This is a genomic window from Yoonia maritima (assembly GCF_043641945.1).
Lineage (GTDB): Bacteria > Pseudomonadota > Alphaproteobacteria > Rhodobacterales > Rhodobacteraceae > Yoonia > Yoonia maritima_B.
In genome coordinates this window covers 230,501-252,484 of the sequence record NZ_JBHZRX010000004.1, presented here as the reverse complement: position 1 = coordinate 252,484, position 21,984 = coordinate 230,501, and the positions used below count along the sequence as shown (strand labels likewise).

7 protein-coding genes and 3 pseudogenes are annotated in these 21,984 nt (G+C 51.0%); 7 read left to right on the top strand and 3 right to left on the bottom strand.

Annotated features, from left to right (window positions below; genetic code table 11):
* The first annotated feature begins 5 nt into the window (after positions 1-5).
* Complete coding sequence (locus ACHUEV_RS10840) at positions 6-1,874, top strand: glycosyltransferase family 2 protein (RefSeq protein WP_394179730.1); 1,869 nt, start codon at positions 6-8, stop codon at positions 1,872-1,874.
* Positions 1,875-1,877: 3 nt separating this feature from the next.
* Positions 1,878-2,699: a sulfotransferase family protein gene (locus ACHUEV_RS10835; RefSeq protein ID WP_394179728.1), complete on the top strand. Its 822-nt coding sequence runs from the start codon at positions 1,878-1,880 to the stop codon at positions 2,697-2,699.
* 64 nt (positions 2,700-2,763) lie between these two features.
* On the opposite strand, the pseudogene ACHUEV_RS10830 reads toward ACHUEV_RS10835, so the two are convergent.
* A pseudogene (locus ACHUEV_RS10830) lies at positions 2,764-2,931 on the bottom strand (IS3 family transposase); the annotation flags it as partial.
* A gap of 72 nt (positions 2,932-3,003) precedes the next feature.
* Here ACHUEV_RS10830 and ACHUEV_RS10825 point away from each other — a divergent pair.
* A pseudogene (locus ACHUEV_RS10825) lies at positions 3,004-4,090 on the top strand (IS3 family transposase).
* A 40-nt stretch (positions 4,091-4,130) separates the two neighbouring features.
* On the opposite strand, the pseudogene ACHUEV_RS10820 reads toward ACHUEV_RS10825, so the two are convergent.
* Together ACHUEV_RS10820 and ACHUEV_RS10815 are read right to left on the bottom strand one after the other, a co-directional pair.
* Positions 4,131-4,457: pseudogene (locus ACHUEV_RS10820) on the bottom strand (hypothetical protein); the annotation flags it as partial.
* Between the two features lie 664 nt (positions 4,458-5,121).
* On the bottom strand, positions 5,122-6,318 hold the full coding sequence (locus tag ACHUEV_RS10815; protein WP_394179726.1) for a GAF domain-containing sensor histidine kinase: 1,197 nt from the start codon (positions 6,316-6,318) through the stop codon (positions 5,122-5,124).
* A 374-nt stretch (positions 6,319-6,692) separates the two neighbouring features.
* Here ACHUEV_RS10815 and ACHUEV_RS10810 point away from each other — a divergent pair, with 374 nt between their 5' ends.
* The 4 genes from ACHUEV_RS10810 to ACHUEV_RS10795 all read left to right on the top strand — a co-directional run bounded on the left by ACHUEV_RS10810 (position 6,693) and on the right by ACHUEV_RS10795 (position 21,983).
* The gene (locus ACHUEV_RS10810) at positions 6,693-9,164 is read left to right on the top strand and encodes a S8 family peptidase (RefSeq protein ID WP_394179724.1); all 2,472 of its coding nucleotides are present in this window, start codon (positions 6,693-6,695) and stop codon (positions 9,162-9,164) included.
* 1,024 nt (positions 9,165-10,188) lie between these two features.
* The gene (locus ACHUEV_RS10805; protein ID WP_394179722.1) at positions 10,189-15,630 is read left to right on the top strand and encodes a PKD domain-containing protein; all 5,442 of its coding nucleotides are present in this window, start codon (positions 10,189-10,191) and stop codon (positions 15,628-15,630) included.
* Between the two features lie 9 nt (positions 15,631-15,639).
* Positions 15,640-17,247, top strand: a complete 1,608-nt coding sequence (locus ACHUEV_RS10800) for an ArnT family glycosyltransferase (RefSeq protein WP_394179720.1) — start codon at positions 15,640-15,642, stop codon at positions 17,245-17,247.
* Between the two features lie 1,856 nt (positions 17,248-19,103).
* Complete coding sequence (locus tag ACHUEV_RS10795; RefSeq protein ID WP_394179718.1) at positions 19,104-21,983, top strand: monovalent cation/H+ antiporter subunit A; 2,880 nt, start codon at positions 19,104-19,106, stop codon at positions 21,981-21,983.
* Position 21,984: the final 1 nt, after the last annotated feature.

Here is a 21,984-nt window from a genome sequence, read left to right as displayed (position 1 = left end):
TTGTTATGAAAGAAGCTCCAGATATGTTTGTTGATACAACGAAATCAAATACAGACACCCTAGTGGGATTTGATAGCAACGTAACCTTTGGGTTTACTACCATTGATCGAAGACCCGCTGCGTTTGAGGCCGTGCGCACACTCCGCCGGGACTTCCCAAAAACCAAAATTATTGTTGTAGATCAAAATTTGGCCGACGATGAGGCTAGAGAGTTTTATACTGATAATTCAGTGGATGTTCATTTTGTTGAATATGACTGTGGGCTATCAGCAGCCCGGAATCTTATGTTTGATACATGTGATACGTCTTACTTTTTTATGTTGGACGATGATGTTGTAGAAATTCCGTTTCAAGAAATGCTCCGTAGCTTTGAAATAATATCAAAAGATAACCGTGTGTTGGTAATTGGTGGCCGTTCTGGAAAAATATCAATCACGGAAGACGGAAAAAAAGTTAAGTCGATTAATCCTCCCTTCAACAACTTTATCTTTCGAAAGCCAAAGGCTAACTTGGCGGTGCTCTTTGATCCTGGCATCATCGAAGGTATAAAAACGCCTAGATATGATATAGACAGCACGTGTCGGATTACAGATGTTGTTGAAAACTTTGGGTTTTTCAATGTTCAGAAATATCGTGAACTTGCGCTGAAATGGGATGAAGATCTGAAGATTGGCGTTGAGCACTTAGATTTTTACTTTAATACACAAAATGCTGTTGCTGGTCGGGATGATGCCAAAATTCTCGCGAACCCTCGTATGGTTGCATATGACGTGGATGCAATAACCGATCAGACAATGGCGGCATATAGACAGAAACGATTTAGGCAAAACTTTCGCGGTTTATATTCAAGCAAGTGGGGCATTTCTACAGAAATACACCTTGGAAAATGGATGAACGTTTTTTGGCCGGATGGACACAACACCATAAAGTGGGGGGAACTTTCGAAATTTTCTGAATTGCAAAAATCTAGCTATGATAAAGCCGGGATTGAACTCCGAAAGCGTTATGAAAATTTTGACATAGGTTCAAAGCGAGTAACATTCATTGCGACTAGTATCGATAGGCTTGATGCTATGCAGGCTCTAGCTATTTCGATACGAGCAAGATTTAGTTCTTCGGTAGAGATAATATTCGGCATACAAGATACTCGTCTTCCCGAAAGCTTTGCTAATTTTGCAAAGCAATACGAAGTTAGCCTTGTGCCTATGGACGAAGATATCGGGCTATCCGCTGCTAGAAACCGTTTGGTTGCAAGCGTCGAAACTGAATATTTTGTTCTTTGTGATGACGATTTCATACTAGATCACGATTTTAGTCTTGGTAATGCAATAAGAGCACTGGATGAAGAGCATTCGCTATCGGGCGTGGGCGGGTTTTATAGGGATGTGATTTACACACCGGAAATGCGTCTAATGCGTAAAATGGAGCGCCACTTCACATTTCATGCTATATATGAGCCGCTTACTGGCACTTTGATCCGTATCCCCTTCTATCAGCTTCCTTACTCGTTATGTTTTGACATGGATCGCGGAGTTATGGATGCTGATATATTACAAAATTTAGCAGTGTTTCGAACCAGTGATTTCGGTCCTGAAAAGCTACATTGGGACGAAAGAATGAAGATTTCAGGCGAACACATGGACTTTTATGTCAAAAACCTACTTGTAGATAAAAAGAAGTTTGTTTTTGATCCAAGTTTGAGCGTGTTACACAACCGCGTCCAGAATTCCGCTTATCGCGCTAAACGTGCCCGTACAGATGGTATCGAACTGTTCCACAAAAAATGGAATATTCAGCATGAAATCGATAGTGAGCTGGGGGTGCGGTCTCCATTGAGAAAAGACACCACGTGGCGTCCGATCGAGAACAAATAAGACATGTCTTTCAAAGCTATTGATAGCCTCAAAGGAACTTTGATAGGTCACCGTGTTCGGCGTAGTAACTACTACGCTCCGTTCTATCAAGCGAGTATGACACTACTGCGAAACTCGAACGTAGCTTATATCGAAAACTCGAAAGTTGGCTGCACAAAAATAAAAAAATGCTTACTCGAGCTAGACAATTGGCCGAAGCGTTGGGACGAAATGATTGAAAAGGAGGTACATATTCACAATAAAGAGCTGACCAATATGGTTGGACCTAAAAAACTAACCGGCATAGGGCTTTATACCGTACTGAACGACCCTTCATTTTACCGGTTTGGCTTTGTGCGAAATCCATATGATCGGCTATTGTCTGCCTATAAGGATAAGATCCTAGCGCCCCAAAAATCTCCAGATAAGCGAAATTACGTCTCGGTTGCATGTAAAATAAAGGCCCATTCTACAGGTGAATCTGCTCGCTCGATAAATCTGGATAATACTCCTGTGTCATTCAGTGAATTCGTGGATTTTGTGGAAAAACAAAGAGCATATGACATGGATCGTCACTGGTTCCACCAATATCTTACTATGTGGCACCCTTACTGCAAATTCCATTTTATCGGACGTTTTGAACAGTTCTCATCGGATTTGGAGCAAGTGCTAATAAACTTAGGAGCTCCTGATCAGCTAGTTAAATCCGCACGGTCAAGAGATAATGCTTCATTCAGTTCCAAACAGAAGTATTATACAGGTGATGTGGCGGAAAAAGTCCATAAAGTTTTCAAAACAGACTTCGATACCTATGGATATGATAAAAATTCATGGAGTGATTATTGAGATTGCCCACAGGTGGATTTTACTACTGGTCCTGTCGCGCTTTCGTGCCTCCCCAAGTGCTCGTTTAAGCCACCTTACGTTCGAATGCGACTGGGCTTTTCCAGCCCAGTGCTGAGTGGCGGCGACGCGGATTGTAGAAGCCATTGATGTATTCGAAGATGGCCATCTCGGCCTTGCGCCGTGTTTCCCAAGGATGCCGCCAGATCAGTTCTGCCATGACGGTTTTGAAGAACGGTAATCCCCCCTAAAATTAGAGGTGTTCAATAGTAGAATTTTCTCGGCAAGATATCTGAGGAGATTTACGATGAAGAATGGACGATTTAGCGACGCGCAGATCATGGCGGTGTTGAAGCAGGTTGAAGGCGGTACACCCGTCTCCGAGCTTTGCCGCCAGCATGGCATGAGCAGCGCCAGCTTTTACAAATGGCGGGCCAAGTTTGGTGGGATGGATGCGTCTTTGATCGCTGAGATGAAGGACATGGCTGAACAGAACCGTCGGTTGAAGAAGATGTATGCCGAGATGAGCATGCAGAATGATTTGCTTTAGGAAGCCGTTGGAAAAAGCGTTAAGGCCGTCTCAGAGGCGAGAGATGGCCTTGAGTGCGGTCGCGCAAAATGGGGTCAGCATTGCGCTGGCCTGCCGTGCGTTCGAGATCAGCGAGACGTGCTACCGCTACAGCCCAATCTTGAGCGACGAGAACGAAGAGATCGCCGATTGGCTGGAACGGTTGACCGAGAATAAGCGCACTTGGGGCTTTGGCCTATGTTTTTTGTATCTGCGCAACGTCCAAGGCTATGGCTGGAACCACAAACGCGTCTACCGGATCTACTGCGAGCTGGAGCTGAACCTGCGGACCAAACCCAAGAAACGGCTGAAGCGTGATAAACCTGAGCCGCTGGCCGTGCCTGAGGCCCCAAACGACACATGGTCGATGGATTTTATGGCGGATCAACTGGCGGATGGTCGTTCGATCCGAACACTAAATGTGCTGGATGACTTCAATCCCGAAGGCCTGTGCATAGAGGTGGACTTTTCGCTGCCTGCTGAATGTGTCGTTCGCAGTTTGAACCAGATCATTGAGTAGCGCGGTCAGCCACAGGTAATTCGCGTCGACAACGGCCCAGAATATATCAGTGGGACGCTCATGACGTGGGCCGAGAAACGCAACATCCGGCTTGAACACATCCAGCCGGGCAAGCCGCAGCAGAACGCCTATATCGAACGTTTCAACCGAACCGTTCGTGGCGAGTAGCTGGGGCAATATATCTTTGAAACGATTGAGGAAGCACAAGACCAGGCAACGGAATGGCTATGGACTTACAACAACGAGCGGCCCAACATGGGCATCGGCGGCATCACACCCGCAATGAAACTGAAAACAGCCGCATGAATTCTACGGCTGGACCCCATTAAAAATGGGGGGATTACCAGATGTGCAGGCGCTCGTGGAAACGTCCAGGCCAGAGAAATTTGGACCCGACCATCAGGGGGGCTTCCATCCACTTTGCGACCGATGCCCGCGTACCTTCCGAAATTTCAAACCGAACTGGTTTTTGGGTTTTGCTTTGCAGTACGGACGCCCGCGCTTTGATCTGCCCTGACGCCATTACATCTGCGACTTTCATCCGGACGAGATCACAGTCGCGCAATTTACTGTCGATAGCCAGATTGAACAGGGCAAGGTCTCGATGGTTTTCCGCCAACTCGATCCGGTGTTTCAAAGTGGCCCGAGGGGTTTGACACTCTTGCTTGTGCATAACTGGTCATGGTGCTCCTTCTTCACTGCGATTGAAAAGCAATCGGCGACAACTGTCTGAATGATGTGGGTTGCGACCACCCTGTTCGGATCGGTCTATTTGGACCCTGCGGGCAGCTTGGACATCATGTTCCAGCAACCGCTTCAAATCCGGCAACATGCCAGTCTTCTTGGTCCGTATCGTTACCGATACAGGGAACAAAGGAAAAAATCAATTTCAGTGGACGGCAGCACTGGTTTTCCGCTCGATACCAACTGTGAATGCAGCCACACCCGCACATGAAAAAAGTACGGGATCAGCTTGGTAGTGACATCATTTATCGAAAGCAGCCGCCCATATCATGGGCGGCAATGTCGGCTCTGTCCGGCGGGGTCAACAGATCGACGCAACACACTGTGCGAACTCCTCTGCGGGCGTCTGGTACTGCAAGGTCTTTCGAGGCCAAATTCCCGCAATCCTGCAATGTTGTGAAAGGCGGCTTTCGCAATAGAGCCAGAAACTTCCAATAACTGCTTTGGTTTTGAATGGAGCTCGTGGCAGCGGAAAAATGAACCCTATCATACATCCCCCAAAAAGAGGGTTTGCATCAATTTAAGACTTTTCAAGTAACTATGGAATTCGTGCCTGTAGTTATAATGACGCAACGGGGGCTATTTATCTGCGACTATGTTTGTGGGTTGGACATACGGAAGGAGAATACGGTTTCGTCATCATTCGAGGTCACCGTCAGCGTCCCACCGTGTCCTTTCGCGATTTCCATAGCGATATACAGTCCAAGCCCGCGCCCCTCGCGGCTGGGACGATTGCTTGTGCGCTCGAATGGCATAAATATAGTTCGAAGTAGGTCTTCGGGAATGCGGTCACCGCTGTTGGCGACCGTAAGGACGAAGTCACCATCGACAAGTCGGGCTGCAACCTCGATGGGCTTCCCTGACGCACCGTGAGTGACTGCATTTCCTAACAGGTTGGAGTACAGCTGGGAGATGCGCGCGACGTCGCAGAACACCGGAGCTGACAGCTCAATGGTCGTCTTGATGCCTTGGTCCGGCGTTACAGTCTGAAGTTCGGCGGACACCTGCGACAAGGCTGCGCCCAAATCCTCGGCCTGACTTCGCTCAATGACGATCCCGCCACCGTTGCGCTTTCGTGCCTGATCGAGCAGGTTTTCGATCAATAGTGCCATGCGGCTGACTGAGGCGCGCATGAAACCAACAAGCTCAATCGTCGTGGCGTCTATATCACGGCGCTCTATCATCCGCAGTCCAGAGCTTAGCGCACTGACGGGGTTGCGCAGATCATGTGCCAGAATGGCGATAAATTGCTCCTGAACCTCAGCAAGGTCGCGTTCATGCGATAACTCTTCCTCGCTCTCAGCGAGAGCTTCAGCGGCATCCAAGACTTCTCCGATCATCTGAGAAAACAGACGGAACATTCCCAAGACCCGTTCATCGGAAAGCTTGTGAGGTTTGGGGTCAATGGCACAGAGCGTCCCAAAAAACGATCCGTCCGCGCGTCGTATCGGAACCGAGATATAGCCGCGGAACCCGTAGCGGGCGGGGCAGTGATGATTAACGTAGATCGGATCGCTGGCCACATCGTCGATCACGATTTCCTGGTCAAATTGCCTGACCTCGTGACAAAGCGTGCTTTCGATATCAAGCTCATCTCCCGGCGTTAATCCAAAAGAGATAGTGTCGACAGCCCTGCACGTCACCCAACGCGCTTCAGTCACGCGTGCCACGGCTGCAAATCCCATGCCAGTCGCAAGCACAATGGTCTCGAGCAGTGTAGGAATGACTGTGCTGCGCCCGATCGCGTCGATATCCTCCTGGAAATCGTGGGCCTTGTTAGAATCATTCATTCTACGATGTCTCGTATCATCAGAGGTTTCAGGGTCTTTCTCGACACCTACTTCATATCGTTCCCACTGTCATTCCCGTTAAAATACCATGCAAGTAAGGGAATGTTCGCTCAGTCTTCCGTAGTCGTTTACTTCAGCCTAGATATCCGCCCGAACTAAAATTATCTTGCTACCGGCAAAAACCACCGATTGTTGAACGGCTCAGCGCGACTTGTCGCAATCTCAAGCCGCGCTACGGTAAGGCTTCCCCTACTGTGCATTTACTGCCCGATGTGCCACTGTTGATATACGGAATGGGCAGTTATTTTTCGTTCATTTCTTTGCGATTCTATATTTAAGACATTGATTTAAATGCAAACATTTAGGAGCCTCCCATGTTTACCGGACGTATTCGCACAGATCTTCTCAACCGTGCCATCAACACGCCGCTGCGCACGATCATCGATCAAAACCTGCCCAACAGATTGGCCGAACGGCTTGCTGAAGTGCCGGGGCTGGCGCCAACAGACAGACCCGGCATCACCGACCGACCGCCCCAGCAAGAACAGGAACGTGCGGGTTTTATCGTCATCCGGCTGGCCGAGGTCGATAATATCACCGCTCTCGACGATGCCAAAACGCTGGCAGAGGTGGCTAAGACCATGCAGCTGGCAACCTTAGCGGCGATTATGGATGAATTTGATCTTGGGCAAGGACGTCGCCTTGTCACCGCCGTCAGCCCAACCGAACTACGCGAAATGGAGAGCGCCGCAAGGCAAAGCCCTTTCCCCCCGCTGCGCAGTCTTCTGAGCTATTGGGTTTTGGATGCGCGTCATCATGGCGGGCGCGAAGATGACATCGCCAAGCGGCTGCAAGCGGCACCCGGCGTGGCGCGGGCCTACCCCCAAGAAAACGGCAGCGACCCCGCGGTAAACCCCGGCAATGACCCCTATAATGCACAGCAAGGGTATCTTGATGCGGCCCCGACTGGAATTGATGCACGCTGGGCATGGACCCAACCGGCGGGATGCGGTGATGGGATGGGTGTTGTGGATGTCGAGCGAGGCTGGCGGTTGGCCCATGAAGACTATCTGGCCAAGGCGCCCACATTGCTGAATGGCGACAACCGCCCCGGCAGTGAAAACCACGGCACAGCAGTACTGGGTGAAATGATCGCTGAGGATAACACCGTCGGCGTTGTTGGTATCGCCAATGCAGCAACGGTCGTGCATGCCTCGTCCTATTATGACGCTGTGGCCAACACCTCATCTGACTATACAAACGCGATTGTCGCGGCGATCAACGGCGTGAATGCTGGTGATTGTATTATACTAGAAATCCAATCGACAGGCGCTGTCTTTGGCGCACCAGTCGAAATTTTTGACGATGCTTTTGACGCCACCCGGCTTGCCAGTGCATTGGGCCGGATCGTGTTTGAGGCCGCAGGCAACGGCACGGTTGATCTTGATGCGCTGATGGTGGGAGGGTTGAATATCCTCAACCCAGCTTCTGCTGATTTCCGCGACAGCGGCGCCATCATCTGTGGGGCTGCGGTGGATACGGTGCCGCACGAACGGGCGGGTTTTTCGTCGTTTGGGGCACGGGTGAACTGCTATGGCTGGGGGCAGAATGTGGTGACCACTGGCTATGGCACGCTGGACTCAGGTACGGGACCAGATGACCGCTATTCTAACTCTTTCAGCGGCACCAGCTCTGCCACACCGATTGTCACAGGCGCAGGCATGGTTGTGCAGGCGATGCATGAAAATGCCACAGGTGCGCGGTTGTCGCCGGCACAGATGCGACTGATTCTGTCCAACCCTGCGACGGGCACCGCACAGGGGGGCATGGTGGCAGGCAATATCGGCGTCATGCCAGATCTTCGCGCAATACTAGAGGGAGGCCTTGGCCTTTCTGCGGATGTTTACGCGCGTGACAACGTAGGTGACGACGGCAGCGTGCCATCCTCTGGCGGCGTCAGCGCCAGCCCTGATGTGATTGTGCGCCCAGTTCCAGTAGCTGACCCTCAAACGAGTTTTGGCGAAGGGTCCGGCACGGAGAATGACGCCTCGCTCGGGTTTCAGGTCGAGGCCGGACAGGACAATTTCATCTATGTCCGCATGCGCAACCGCGGCAGTCAGACCGCCAACAATGTAACCGCCCGCGTGTTCTGGAGCGAGGTATCAACCCTCGTCACCCCAAACATGTGGAACCTGATCGGGACAACGGCACCCGTCACCGTACCCGATGACGACAGCCTTGTGGTCACCGAAGGCGTAACATGGGCAGAGGCCGATATCCCCGGCACCGGCCATTACTGCTTTGTTGTACTGCTGGATCATCCCAATGATCCCGCCCCGGTACTGCCTGCCAGCTTTCCCAGCTTCAGCAACTTTATCCGTGACAACAACAACGTCGCTTGGCGCAATTTCAACGTGATCGATGACATCGACGACCCATCAGGCGATCCATCCGTACAGGATTTCTTGGTCGCCAATTTTCCTGATCAGGAACGCCGGGTCTTTGACTTTGTAATCAACCGTCGCCTGCCGCGCGAGGTTAAGGTCACGATGGACGTGCCCGCGCAGTTGGCCAAGCCCATCTGTGGAGAACTCGATCTGGAATGCAAATTCACCGAAAAGCGCCAGCGCGCTCAGATAGTGCTGCCAGCGGCAAAACGAATGGTCATTCCCAAGGTGGTGCTGGGGGCGAATGCGCAACTCAAATGCCGCTTCATAGTTGAAGGTCTGGCAAAAGCCGGACGCCCTGGCAACAGCCTGTCCATCGGACAATTCCACGAAGGCCAAGAACTTGGACGCGTCAGCTGGCAATGGGCAAAAAAACGCAACCCCAAGCCGCTCAGCTAACGTCTAGGTGAAACAACGTTTGACACAGGGCCGGGTGAATAGATCACATCCTTTTCAGCCGGTCCCGCACGATCCGTGCATACTGACGCGTTGAGATGTGCAGGCGCTCGTGGAAAGCCCAATGATGGACAATCCAATTGGCAGGACGCAGCAGGATGCACTCAGCAGGCCAGCAACCGAGCACTAACAATCAACATGCGGCTGGGGCCGGTAGAGGTCACAATGCTGCGATCGCAGCCCGCATTGCCGACATTCACCGCCACCACGCCGCATAATCAAACCAACCAGATGAGCCAAACTCTCTTTTAGGTAAAGCTGCTATTGGTGCCAAAAGCCCTGACCACGGACAGACGAAACGTCTTCGAACGCCGTTTTTCAGAATATCTATGGTCAGATTGTCCCAAAGGACACGCAAACCCCGATGGCCGTTGGCCTGAGCAAGCCTTTCGTGGGCGGAAACGCAAATGGGGCGGCCGGCGTGCATGAGGTTTCGCCGATTAGCTATAGTGCATTTCTGCTAGCATTGACTAAGGCGAACTGAACGAAACTGGGAGCAAATCGCGGGACATACTTGCGGAGTTCGCATGGCACTTTGGAGGGGTGCGAAGTGGTTTCGTATGGTTGGACTGTAATCCTTTAGCTCGTTTGATCAACGGATCTGCAATTTCTTTTTCCTATGAATTGACGTGCTCGGATCACTCGACTCACAGAGCTTTCGGACAGCATCAGCCAAATCTTACTTTTCCACGAATCTTCCCTACAGCATGATTCGTGCTCCCATTGTGGATTATTCGCGGGTGCGGTAGCGCAGAATCGTTTGAATAATTCACGAACTAGCGAGGCAAGTACGATTAGCTGTCAGTATTCGCTACAAAAGTGCAGTTTGTGTTATCTTCACTTGCTGATCGATCTAATGCTGAGTTAACCTTTGGTCAATTTATAGGCGGCTTGATCGTCAATTTTTTATTTGACGCAAACAGATTCAATTGCTGCCGTTGTTAGTATTTTTTTGGGGAAAGTAACTATGTCTAAAATTTTTGAAACTGATGGAACTGGTGTTGATTTTCTGGATGTTGATCTGAGCGGTGACTTTACACTTGAGTTTAATGTCTACATTTCACCCACATCTAGCCCTACTGACGAAAACCCGATCTTTGTCGGCTCGGACGAAAATGGCAACGAAATCGTCATCCATATGCAGGATGGTCGCCCAACGGTTTCGACCTCGAATAGGGGCGACATTCTTGTGTCCCCAAATGAATTGGCAGCCGGAGAATGGCATTCTATTGCTTTCGTGCGGGGGCCGGGAAATAACCGAATAAAGCTCTTCATTGACGGAATTAGCGAAGCGGGGTCTGGAACCGGTATTCTGGGTGATGTCTCATTCACCCATTTTGCAGAAAGTAATACCAGTGGTTTTTCAGGGCGTTTGGACGAAATTCGTATTTGGGACTCCGCGCTTTCGGCGACCGATATCTTGGCTAATGCGGGTCAGCCGCTTGATCTGTCTCAGGGGGTTCCGACTTCACTCCAGCGCTACTACAACTTTGACACGGACAATGATCATATCGTTGATCTGACCGGAAATGCTGAGCAAAATCATGACCTTCATCTTCCGGCCAACACTAGTATTATTGACGATCCTTCCGCTTCTGAGATCCAGGTAGGGGACGTTCAAGGATTTATTGATACGCAGATTGCGACAGGTCTGTTTTTGCCGACAGATATTGAATTTCTTCCAGATGGACGCATGCTCGTCCTACAGAAGAACGGTCACATCTATATCTACGAAGATCCCACAGTCGCTAATAGCCCGTCGGCGCTTTACATGGATATCAGTTCAATAACTCTCGAGGATCGCGAGGCGGGCCTGTTAAATATTGAGCTCGATCCGGACTTTGCCAACAACGGCTACTTTTATTTGATGTACACCAACACTGGTGATCCTAATGTAGAAGGATCAGCAAATACCCCCGCAGATGAACGGACAACTGTTTCGCGTTTTCAACACGTAGAAAACGGAGGTGGGGCGACGTCTCGTGGTGATATCAGTACCGAGCAAGTATTGTGGCGCGAGCATGACTTTTACAACTATGCTGACCATCAGGGCGGTGGAATGGCGATTGCCTATGAGCCCATTGGTCCAGATGATCCAAGCCCATACAAGCTCTATATCGCCGTCGGGGAAGAGTTTATCCCTGAGAATTCTCAGGATCTGACGCACGACGACGGCAAATTGCATAGGGTGAATCTGACTGACGGATCGATCCCGACTGACAACCCTTACTACGACCCTATTGCCGCAGCAAATTACACGCCTGGTGTTCATACTTTGTCTGCGATCTCAACCAGCGCTGAAAACCTCGCGCTTGATCCCGAAGGGGTGATCACAACGATCTACAGCTATGGGCTTAGGAACCCATGGCGCGCCGAATACGATGACGAGTCTCAGACATTGTTTATTGGCGAAGTTGGTGGTGGATTGCAGACGTCTTCCGAGGACATCCATGTCGCGGTAGCAGGTGCAAATATGGGCTGGCCAGGTTACGAAGGGTATCTTCTTGACGCCAGCGATCCTGGCAATCCGATCTGGGCTTATACGCACGTAGGTGGGCCAGGCCAGGATGACTTGGATTTGTACGGCAACCTAGGTGCAGCAATTGCTGGCGGTGTCGTCTACCGTGGAGACCAGTTTCCAGATGAGTTCGGAGGCGTCTATTTCTACGGTGACTGGGTGCGCAAATGGATTAGGTTCCTAGAACTTGACTATTCAGGAGGCGAGCCAGTTGTGGTGTCCGACAATCACTTTAAGAACGCTTCCGGTCAGGTTCTGAGCTTTAAAGAAGGCCCTGACGGCTCGCTCTACTACATTTCTACCTTCCAAACTGGAAACATGTTCACCTTTGAGGGATCTGTGAACCGTATCTTTTATAGCGGTTCAAATCTTGCCCCACAGGGGCAGGGCATCCTTCTTGAACCTGATGAGTTGGCAAGTACGACTTGGCCCCATACAGTTACTTTTGACACGGATGCGTTTGATCCGGATGGCGACGAACTCACTTACGCATGGTCATTTGGTGACGGTATTGACTTGGATGGTGACGGGATTGGTGACACAGCTACTTCAACCGAGCGTTCGCCGACCTATGTCTATAATGGCCCAGGCGACTACCGCGTTGAGCTAGTTGTGACAGATGAACACGGTGCCCAGACCGTATATGAGTCTCAGACTATTTCAGTCGGTAATGCACCTGTGGTTACGATTGACACACCGACCGATGGAATGACGTTCCGCGTAGGCGATGTCATCAGTATGACCGGTTCTGCCGTTGATGTCGAAGATGGTGTTATGTCGGGAACGGATGTCTTCTGGTCCATGTCATTGGTTCACAACGAACATGGTCACCCTGAATTCACGGCGATCGAGAATACGACGGACGGTTTCTCTTTCGAAGTCGCAGGGACAGGACATGACTATTTTACTAATGTCCGCTATCAGATTCTGCTTACAGCGATTGATAGTGATGGCATGACGACGACCGAGTCGATCTTCATCTATCCCGAAGAGTCGGTTACTACGTATGACAACCCCGATGTAGCGGGATATACGTTTGTTCTCGATGGGGTCACTTATTCCGGCGATTTGGTATTCGACAATATCATTGGTTTCAATCATGTAGTGACGGTTCCTGAAACCTACGTAGATGGCGGATACTACTGGAACTTCTCTCACTGGGAAGATGATGTTAATCTCACAACGTCCACGCGTGCTTTTGTGGTGCCAGAGACGGATACTACTTTGCGGCCAATTTACGTTCAGGGTGCTCCTACTCAGGATGTCAGTGCGAACCCGGACGTCATTGTGATTTCTGCCTCTGCCCTACCAGACGCGTCGGCTATTGAGCTTGGCAATATCTACGACAATGACAATCTCAACGCGTCTGATCCTGCCGGTTTGTTAGAGTTGCATGGTTTCAAGTGGAACGGCAATGCCAACGTCGATAATACCTTCAGTAGTGGATACCTTGGCTGGATTTGGGCTGATAATGGCGGCAAGTTCCGTGTCTATGATGACGGCCGCATCGAATTCCACGCGGACAATCAGTTTGACGACCTCGCTTCTGGCGAAAGTGTCACGACTTCAGTTTCTTATGTGATCTCGAACGGTTCTGAAAGCTCCACTGCTTTGATAAGCCTTACGATCACTGGTGAGGGCGATCCGAATTCGGCGCCTGCCGGTACGGGTATCGTGCTGGATACGGGCGAAGACAGCAGCACTACAGCGCCGTATACTGTGACCTTTGAATCTGATGTTACTGATGCTGAAGGCCATGCCATCACATACGCTTGGGACTTTGGTGACGGGAATACTGCGACCGGTGCCGCGCCAAGCCACACCTACACCGATGACGGTCTTTATACGGTCACGTTGACGGCTACGGATGAACTGGGCGCATCAACGACTTATACTTCGGTTGATATCGATGTTGGTAATGTTCCACCGGTTGCCGTTGATGACAGTGTTACTCTGTCGCAAGGTTTTGATCCGCAAGCGAGCCACCTGCACATCCTCGATAACGACTATGACCCTGATGGCATGCTTGACATGCAAATGGTCGAGATTGTCAGCGGACCAACCAACGGTACCATTGAGATCATGGACACCGAGCAAGAGCTTATCGACCGGGGACTTCCAACTGGCCACTATGGCCACGCAGAATACGTCCCAACCGATGCGAACTTTGTCGGCTCTGACAGCTTCACCTACCGGGTACGCGATAGCGAAGGCACATGGTCCAACGTCGCGACAGTCACGATTGATGTCGTGGACCCGAGTGTTATGAATGCTGCCAATGCCGATTTGATTGTGATTTCTGCCTCTGCCCTACCAGACGCGTCGGCTATTGAGCTTGGCAATATCTACGACAATGACAATCTCAACGCGTCTGATCCTGCCGGTTTGTTAGAGTTGCATGGTTTCAAGTGGAACGGCAATGCCAACGTCGATAATACCTTCAGTAGTGGATACCTTGGCTGGATTTGGGCTGATAATGGCGGCAAGTTCCGTGTCTATGATGACGGCCGCATCGAATTCCACGCGGACAATCAGTTTGACGACCTCGCTTCTGGCGAAAGTGTCACGACTTCAGTTTCTTATGTGATCTCGAACGGTTCTGAAAGCTCCACTGCTTTGATAAGCCTTACGATCACTGGTGAGGGCGATCCGAATTCGGCGCCTGCCGGTACGGGTATCGTGCTGGATACGGGCGAAGACAGCAGCACTACAGCGCCGTATACTGTGACCTTTGAATCTGATGTTACTGATGCTGAAGGCCATGCCATCACATACGCTTGGGACTTTGGTGACGGGAATACTGCGACCGGTGCCGCGCCAAGCCACACCTACACCGATGACGGTCTTTATACGGTCACGTTGACGGCTACGGATGAACTGGGCGCATCAACGACTTATACTTCGGTTGATATCGATGTTGGTAATGTTCCACCGGTTGCCGTTGATGACAGTGTTACTCTGTCGCAAGGTTTTGATCCGCAAGCGAGCCACCTGCACATCCTCGATAACGACTATGACCCTGATGGCATGCTTGACATGCAAATGGTCGAGATTGTCAGCGGACCAACCAACGGTACCATTGAGATCATGGACACCGAGCAAGAGCTTATCGACCGGGGACTTCCAACTGGCCACTATGGCCACGCAGAATACGTCCCAACCGATGCGAACTTTGTCGGCTCTGACAGCTTCACCTACCGGGTACGCGATAGCGAAGGCACATGGTCCAACGTCGCGACAGTCACGATCGATGTCGTGGAGCCAAGTATCGGCGGAACGCAGGCGCTGTCGCTGGATGGCACTGAGGGTGTTGATGTTCAAGACTTCTCTCTCGGCGAAGGAGGGAGCGACTTTACCATCGAAGGTTGGGTCATGTTCACGAGCGGTCCAATCAACAACGTGGATGGAATTGCGGGTAGCGGTACGAATTGGAGAAATGGCAATGACATTAACTTCTATAATGGATTTGCCCGTCTTTATGACAGTGACTATGGAGATCTCGTCACAGCGACAACTGCAGTCGAACTAAATACTCCGACCCATTTCGCGTTTGTCAGAGAGGACGGCATTGCGTCGCTCTACATTAACGGTGTTCTTGACGCTGAAGGCACGGTGGCTTGGACGGACGCTTTTGACATTCAGGAGATTGGTTGGGCCTTAAAAGGTGGCGATGCTGGATTGGAAGGGATCGTGGACGAGTTCCGTTTCTGGAGCGATGCAAGGACCGCAACCGAGATTGCCGACAACTATGATCAAGCTATCCAGACCCTTGATCCTGATCTGGTTGCGAATTATCACTTTGATGGTGACCTTGATGACGGAAACGGTGCAACACCGTTACCAGATATCCCGACTGGGGCAGAGTTCGTAGACACCTTCATGTTTGCTTAAGATATGAGTGTGAACGATTTGCCAGCCGACCAGACGGATGTTCGAGCGTCGGCCAATTGGCAGAACGTGCTATTGGTCGGGATGCTGGCGGGATCTGCATATCTGTTAGCAAATCTACTCGGTATGCCGTTTGGGCGGGACCAGGCTGTCTTTGCAGTTGCAGCAGAGACAGTCGCAAATGGCGGCGCTCTTTATCGTGATGTCTGGGATGTGAAGCCGCCTGGTGTTTTTTTACTATATATGCTGGGGCATTCAGTGTTTGGTGCAACGGAGTTGGGAATTCGGATCTTTGAAGTTTTTAGCATGCTGCTGTTTGGTGGCATTGCCTATTCCATTACCAAGAGAAATTTGCCGGTAGCTGCGGCCGTCATTTGTTTCACCATTGCAGTTCACAACCTTCTGCTAGGTGGTTACTGGAACACCGCGCAGACCGAAAGCTTCGGTGCAGTATTCGTTCTCGCCGGGATTTTGTTTGGTCTGAACAGGGCTGGGAGCCAATATAGGAAGCTGTTTCTATGGGCGTGTTGTTCTGCCTGTTTTGCATTCGCAGGAATGCTTAAACCGACGCTTGCCGCTGGTGCCGTCGTTTCGTTTCTTGCTGTTGTCGACTGGGAAATGCGGCGCGTAGGCTGGACAGGCGTCATTCTGCCGCTTCTTGCCTTTTTCGTCGGTGCTACTGCGGTCACGGGGCTGGTTGTCTGCTATTTGTGGCTATCTGGTGCGCTACCCGCTTTCCTAGAGACCATGCTTGTCTTCGTGCCACAGTATACCCAACTGGCGCACGAAAGAGACTTAGTTGACATAATAACTCGTACGCTAGTCGGGTATTTCGGTACATGGATCTTCGTATTGCCTGGCTTGGCGCTCCTTTTTTTATTGGGATGGAAAGACAAACCGCTGATGGGTGACAGTGTTCATTTGGTCATCCAGATCGCGGTTCTTCTGTTCGGTGTTGCGCTGCAAGGAAAGTTCTACCCCTACCACTTCATGTCAGCAGCACTTGTTGCTGCTGTGCCTGCAGGGTGGGGCTTCTGGCTTCTTCTACGCAAACTGCTTGCATATCGCATTGGAATTTTTGCCTTTTGTTGTCTCTTCGCGTTCCTGATGATTGGGAATTACAAGAGCCGTCTAATGTGGGGCGATAATATCCGGCGGATACAGGCTGTTATGGGGACCCCGGAGGAGCGCTTCGCGATCGAAACTGAAATGTATCGGGTCCATACTGTAGATTCGGCGGCCAATCGAGGCGCGGCAGAGTGGCTTGCACAGAATAAACCCTCGAACGACGCAACCTTGCTGGTATTTGGGTTTGAGCCAATCATCTACCATTATTCTGGACTCAAACACTTTACGCGCTACATTTACAGCGTGCCTCTCAAGGCACCTTGGAGCAAACAGGACGCTGAAAAAGAGCTCTTGGAGGCGTTCTCTGATCCACCGTGGGCCGTTGTCGTGCAATCCTCGGACCGCCTGCCTCAAATGACCGGCGACAGTCGCGACAGCCGCGCATTCATGGAATCAGAGATGCCGGAGCTACTGGCCGTGTTGGGTACTGATTATGACTTGGTGCGAACCTTTGGGCCGCTTGATGTTTTTGTTCTCAAAACGGATTCTTAGACCTATGGGAAACAAAAACCTTTGCCTCTCTTAATCATCAAATCACGCTACATGCATTTACAAACGACTTAGCCAATGACTGCCGTATGAGCGAATCTAGGAATAAAGTCGAAATTGTGGACCTTCCCTTCTCCTGAATGGATTACGTTTCTCGTCCACTCTGAGCGCACGGCCAACAAGCGCGGTGGAGATTTAGCAAGCATACGTAGCATTAAACTTCGCGCTTGGTACGCACGTATCGATAAGTCATTGTGAGTTTCGGCGCGGCACCACAGCTATCGATAGGCAAGCTAATTGCTAAGATGATATGCTAAGCATCGTGCTAAGACACTTTGACGCTCCATTGCTTGTATTGCAGATGCCACCGCAGTGGGAGTGCCGGGGGGGGCGGCGGAGCACATCCGTCAAGGGTGATACAGGAATTACGATCTACGACCTCGGAATTGCCGCACTGCTACCTGATATGAATACATACAGTTCATGCAGCCAATTTGGATTACACTAGCGTATAGAAGACGCCATAGGGCTGTCGATCGGCTTAATTTGTCTGAGGCTTGTCAAGGCTCAGCTTGCTCTCAATATCTCTCCTAGGGGTGCTTTTTGTACGGATCGATGGCTGGCCGTCAGCAACGAGCCTGAAGGAAAATCTTGAAGCTAGCGTGTAACCTGTTGCGACTAGCGGATGGAGTAGGGACTGAAGTCGCAAACGCCGCTTCGGGACGCAGCAAGTCTCATCGTTTGCCTGCCAGTTATGTGGCGCAACGATGGCCTTATTCTGGTTAGGCATTTGAAATTGATCAGAAACCTATAATAGTTTCTTTTTTAGCTTTAAAAATGCAACGAAATCAATGGACCCAAGTCTGCCTGCGCAACTGAGCTTCCTTTTTTGCTGCATAAACATTTTAATGCCAGAGAAAAAGTCAGCGTAACGCTGGCTCTGCCTTTTAGTGGCGGTGGGTGTTTGTTCATCTTAGCACGTCAGACCGCCGAAAAATTCGTTGTGCCTTTCGGCCGAGAGGCAGCGGTAAATGCCCGGCTTGGATCAGTTTCTGAGACATGCGTTAGATGCTTTCTCCTTTCAAGAAGCAGAGCTCTTTCAGCGAGACGTATTTTTTGCTGCACTTTGAAACAGATTTCTTGGATACGACCTGCCAAGGTTGACGTGTTTCTTTGGGTTAACGCGAGAGGGTGTCGATAAAACTTGAACTTATGAGCGAACGGACAGTTTTGGTGACAATCGTCAGACTTTCCGCAGCCTCACTAAGGCTGCAAAGGGTGACCTGTTGTTGCCCATAGCTTTTGCACAGCGGCAAAAGACACCCTGAATTCGTGAAGTTTCTGGCGTCACTTGGATTGGGCGGCACTGCAGGTAACCAATGCAAAGCAACTCAGATATTCCAAAGCGAAAATGCAAGGTCAGGCTGGGGCCTCCGTCAGGCTAGGGCGGTTTCGCATCAATTGCCGAGCGGCCGCGGTTGCAGCCTTTCGGTTCAGCTGATGCTCTCTGACTAGAACCACTTTGTCCGCGAAATGCGTAATTGGGAAAAGAAATTGACCTTTTAGATGTCGAAAATACCATTGCCCCCCTGAAAAGGATCGCAATCTTATAACATGTTGTGCATCCTATACGACTTTCAGCTAAATTTTAGAAAATCGGACATTCGCCGCGTTGCGCCTCGACATTTCCTTCGCGGACAATGCTGCCGTTTGTCGAACTGGGCCCAATGACCGCTTTAGGGATTTCTTTGGTATTCTGGCGTTTGGTGCCCGCCTTTCTGACGGCTACCTACCATTTTGATGTTGACTGGTCGCGTTTTCTGTTCGAATTGCTAGACTAGAAGCGAATTGGAGTTTGCGTGTCCCTTTTTCTTATCGTCGCACTGCCTTTTTTAGGCGCGCTTTTGCCCGGCATCATGAATTCAGCTGGGCGATCCGCCTGTGCTGGGGTGACATTCACCGTCACTTTGGCTGCTTTTGTAGGCTTGCTCACAAATCTACCGTCCGTTCTGGTTGGCGAGGTAGTAATGGCGCGTGTCGATTGGATGCCTGCCTTGGGCCTCAATTTCACGTTGATGCTTGACGGGCTGGGCTTTTTCTTTGCGCTGCTAATTTTGGGCATTGGCTTGTTGATTATTGCATATGCGCGAAATTATCTTAGCCGTAACGACAATATGGGCGAATTCTTCACGTACTTGCTCCTATTTCAAGGTGCGATGGTGGGCATCGTTCTTAGTAACAACATATTGCTTTTGCTAATTTTCTGGGAGCTGACGTCGCTGTCATCTTTCCTTTTGATCGGCTTTTGGAAACACCTGCCTGAAGGTCGCCAAGGCGCGCGCATGGCGCTAACTGTGACGGGCATGGGTGGTTTGTCGATGATCGCAGGCATGCTGATTGTTGGGCATATCGTCGGCAGCTATGATCTAAGCGTGATTTTGCAGAACCGTGATGTGATCCAAGCAGATGCGCTTTATGTGCCTGCGCTGATTTTGATCTTGCTGGGCTGTTTTGCGAAGTCTGCACAGTTTCCGTTTCATTTCTGGCTGCCCCACGCGATGGCCGCACCGACACCTGTGTCCGCCTATCTGCACTCCGCAACAATGGTGAAGGCTGGTATCTTCCTGATGGCGCGGATGTGGCCCGTTCTATCGGGCACACCTGAATGGTTTGTGATCGTGACAACGGCGGGCTTGGTGACGATGGTACTGGGCGCGGTTATCGCGCTATTCAAGCATGACCTGAAAGCTTTGCTCGCGTTCTCGACGGTCAGCCATTTGGGCTTGATCACCATGCTATTGGGCACTGGGACGGCATTTGGTGCAATGGCGGCCGTATTCCACATTCTGAACCACGCGACGTTCAAGGCGGCGTTATTCATGTCAGCAGGGATCATCGATCACGAGGCACATACCCGTGACATCCGACGTCTTGGTGGACTGCGCACATTGATGCCGGTCACCTTCGTCATTGCCTCACTTGCTGCCTTGTCTATGGCGGGTATCCCACTGTTGAACGGGTTCTTGTCCAAAGAAATGATGCTGGAAGAAACTTATGCTACGGTTCTGTTTGGCATGCCTTGGTTGGTCCCCGCGTTGGCGACATTCGGGTCGATCTTTTCGGCTGCGTATTGTTTCCGGCTGATCGGGCACGTTTTCTTTGGACCGGTGCGCGACGATTATCCTGCCAAGCCGCATGATCCACGCCCGGGTTTATGGTTGCCGCCTGCGATCCTTGTGGTGTTGGTTGTTGTCATCGGGTTGGCGCCTTTTGTCGCCGAGCCGTTTGTAAAGCTGGTCACCGCCTCGGTACTGGGCGACGCGGCCTCGGTCCCTTACGCACATTTCAAAATTTGGCACGGTCTAGTTCCAGCTCTTTACATGTCGATCATCGCGGTCGTCGGTGGCTTGGTCATGTTGCTCGTCTTCAATCCCACATTGCGCATCTGGGACCGCATGCCGCGCCCCGAAGCTAAAGCAATCTTTGATAAAATCGTTGAAGCGGTGGCAAAGTTGGCGCAAGCAGCGATCCTCCCGCTGCACAACGGCGCGTTCTCACGTTATGCCGCTATTGGCGCCGTGACGATCTTCGTCGCAGGATTTTTCGCTTGGACAACAGGCACTGTTGGCGCTCCGACACGCGCAGCGCAAGCCGCAGGGCCTGTCGCAATCGCAGGGTGGTTGATGTTGGTGGCCGCCACTATTGGGATGGTATTGCTGCATCGCAATCGCCTGCTGTCACTGATCTTGATTGGCATTGTGGGGCTTATGGTCTCGATCGGCTTTGTGTTCTTCAGCGCGCCGGACCTTGCGATGACACAATTCACCGTCGAGGTGGTGACAATTATTCTAATGCTTCTGGCGCTCAATTTCTTGCCCAATACCACGCCTGTCGAAAGCTCGGTTTTGCGCCGTACCCGCGACAGCGCCATTGCAATTATGGGTGGTTTGGCGACGTTCGCATTGGCGTACTATTATCTATTGCGCGACGCGACAGGCGTGCCGATCTCAGAATTCCACGTGGCGAATTCCTATAAGGGCGGCGGCGGTACTAACGTTGTGAACGTCATCCTTGTCGATTTCCGTGGCTTTGACACTTATGGTGAAATTATCGTTTTAGGGGTCGCCGCATTGCTGATCTATGCGCTGACCGAGACACTACTAAATGGACCAGTGCGTGCGCGACTCTTGAACCGCAAGCCCGACCAGCCCCGCGCTGGTGACACACATCCGATGATGATGGTTGTCTTAACCCGTGTGATCATGCCCGTCGTTTTGATGGTCGGATTCTACATCTTCCTGCGCGGTCATAATGAACCGGGTGGTGGCTTTATTGCCGGGCTTGTCGTTTCGATTGCTGTGGTGATGCAGTATATGGCGAGCGGCTTTTCCTGGACGTCAGCGCGCTTGCGCTACCCATACCACGGGGTGATTGGGGCCGGGGTGTTGATCGCAGGTTTCACCGGAATGGGCTCTTGGTTCTTCGGCAAGCCGTTCCTGACCTCAGATTTTACCTATGTCCGCATTCCGCCTTTTGAAAAGTTTGAACTGGCAACCGCTGCGCTGTTCGACCTAGGTGTGTTCCTTGCGGTCCTAGGGGCTGTAATGCTGTCACTCGAAAGCTTTTCACGTCTGGCACGTCGTGCCCATACGGAAGACAGCGAACATCCAATGGACATCAACCCGTCGCGTGATGACATTCATCTTGATACGCCTGACACTGCAAAGGAGGGCGTGTAAA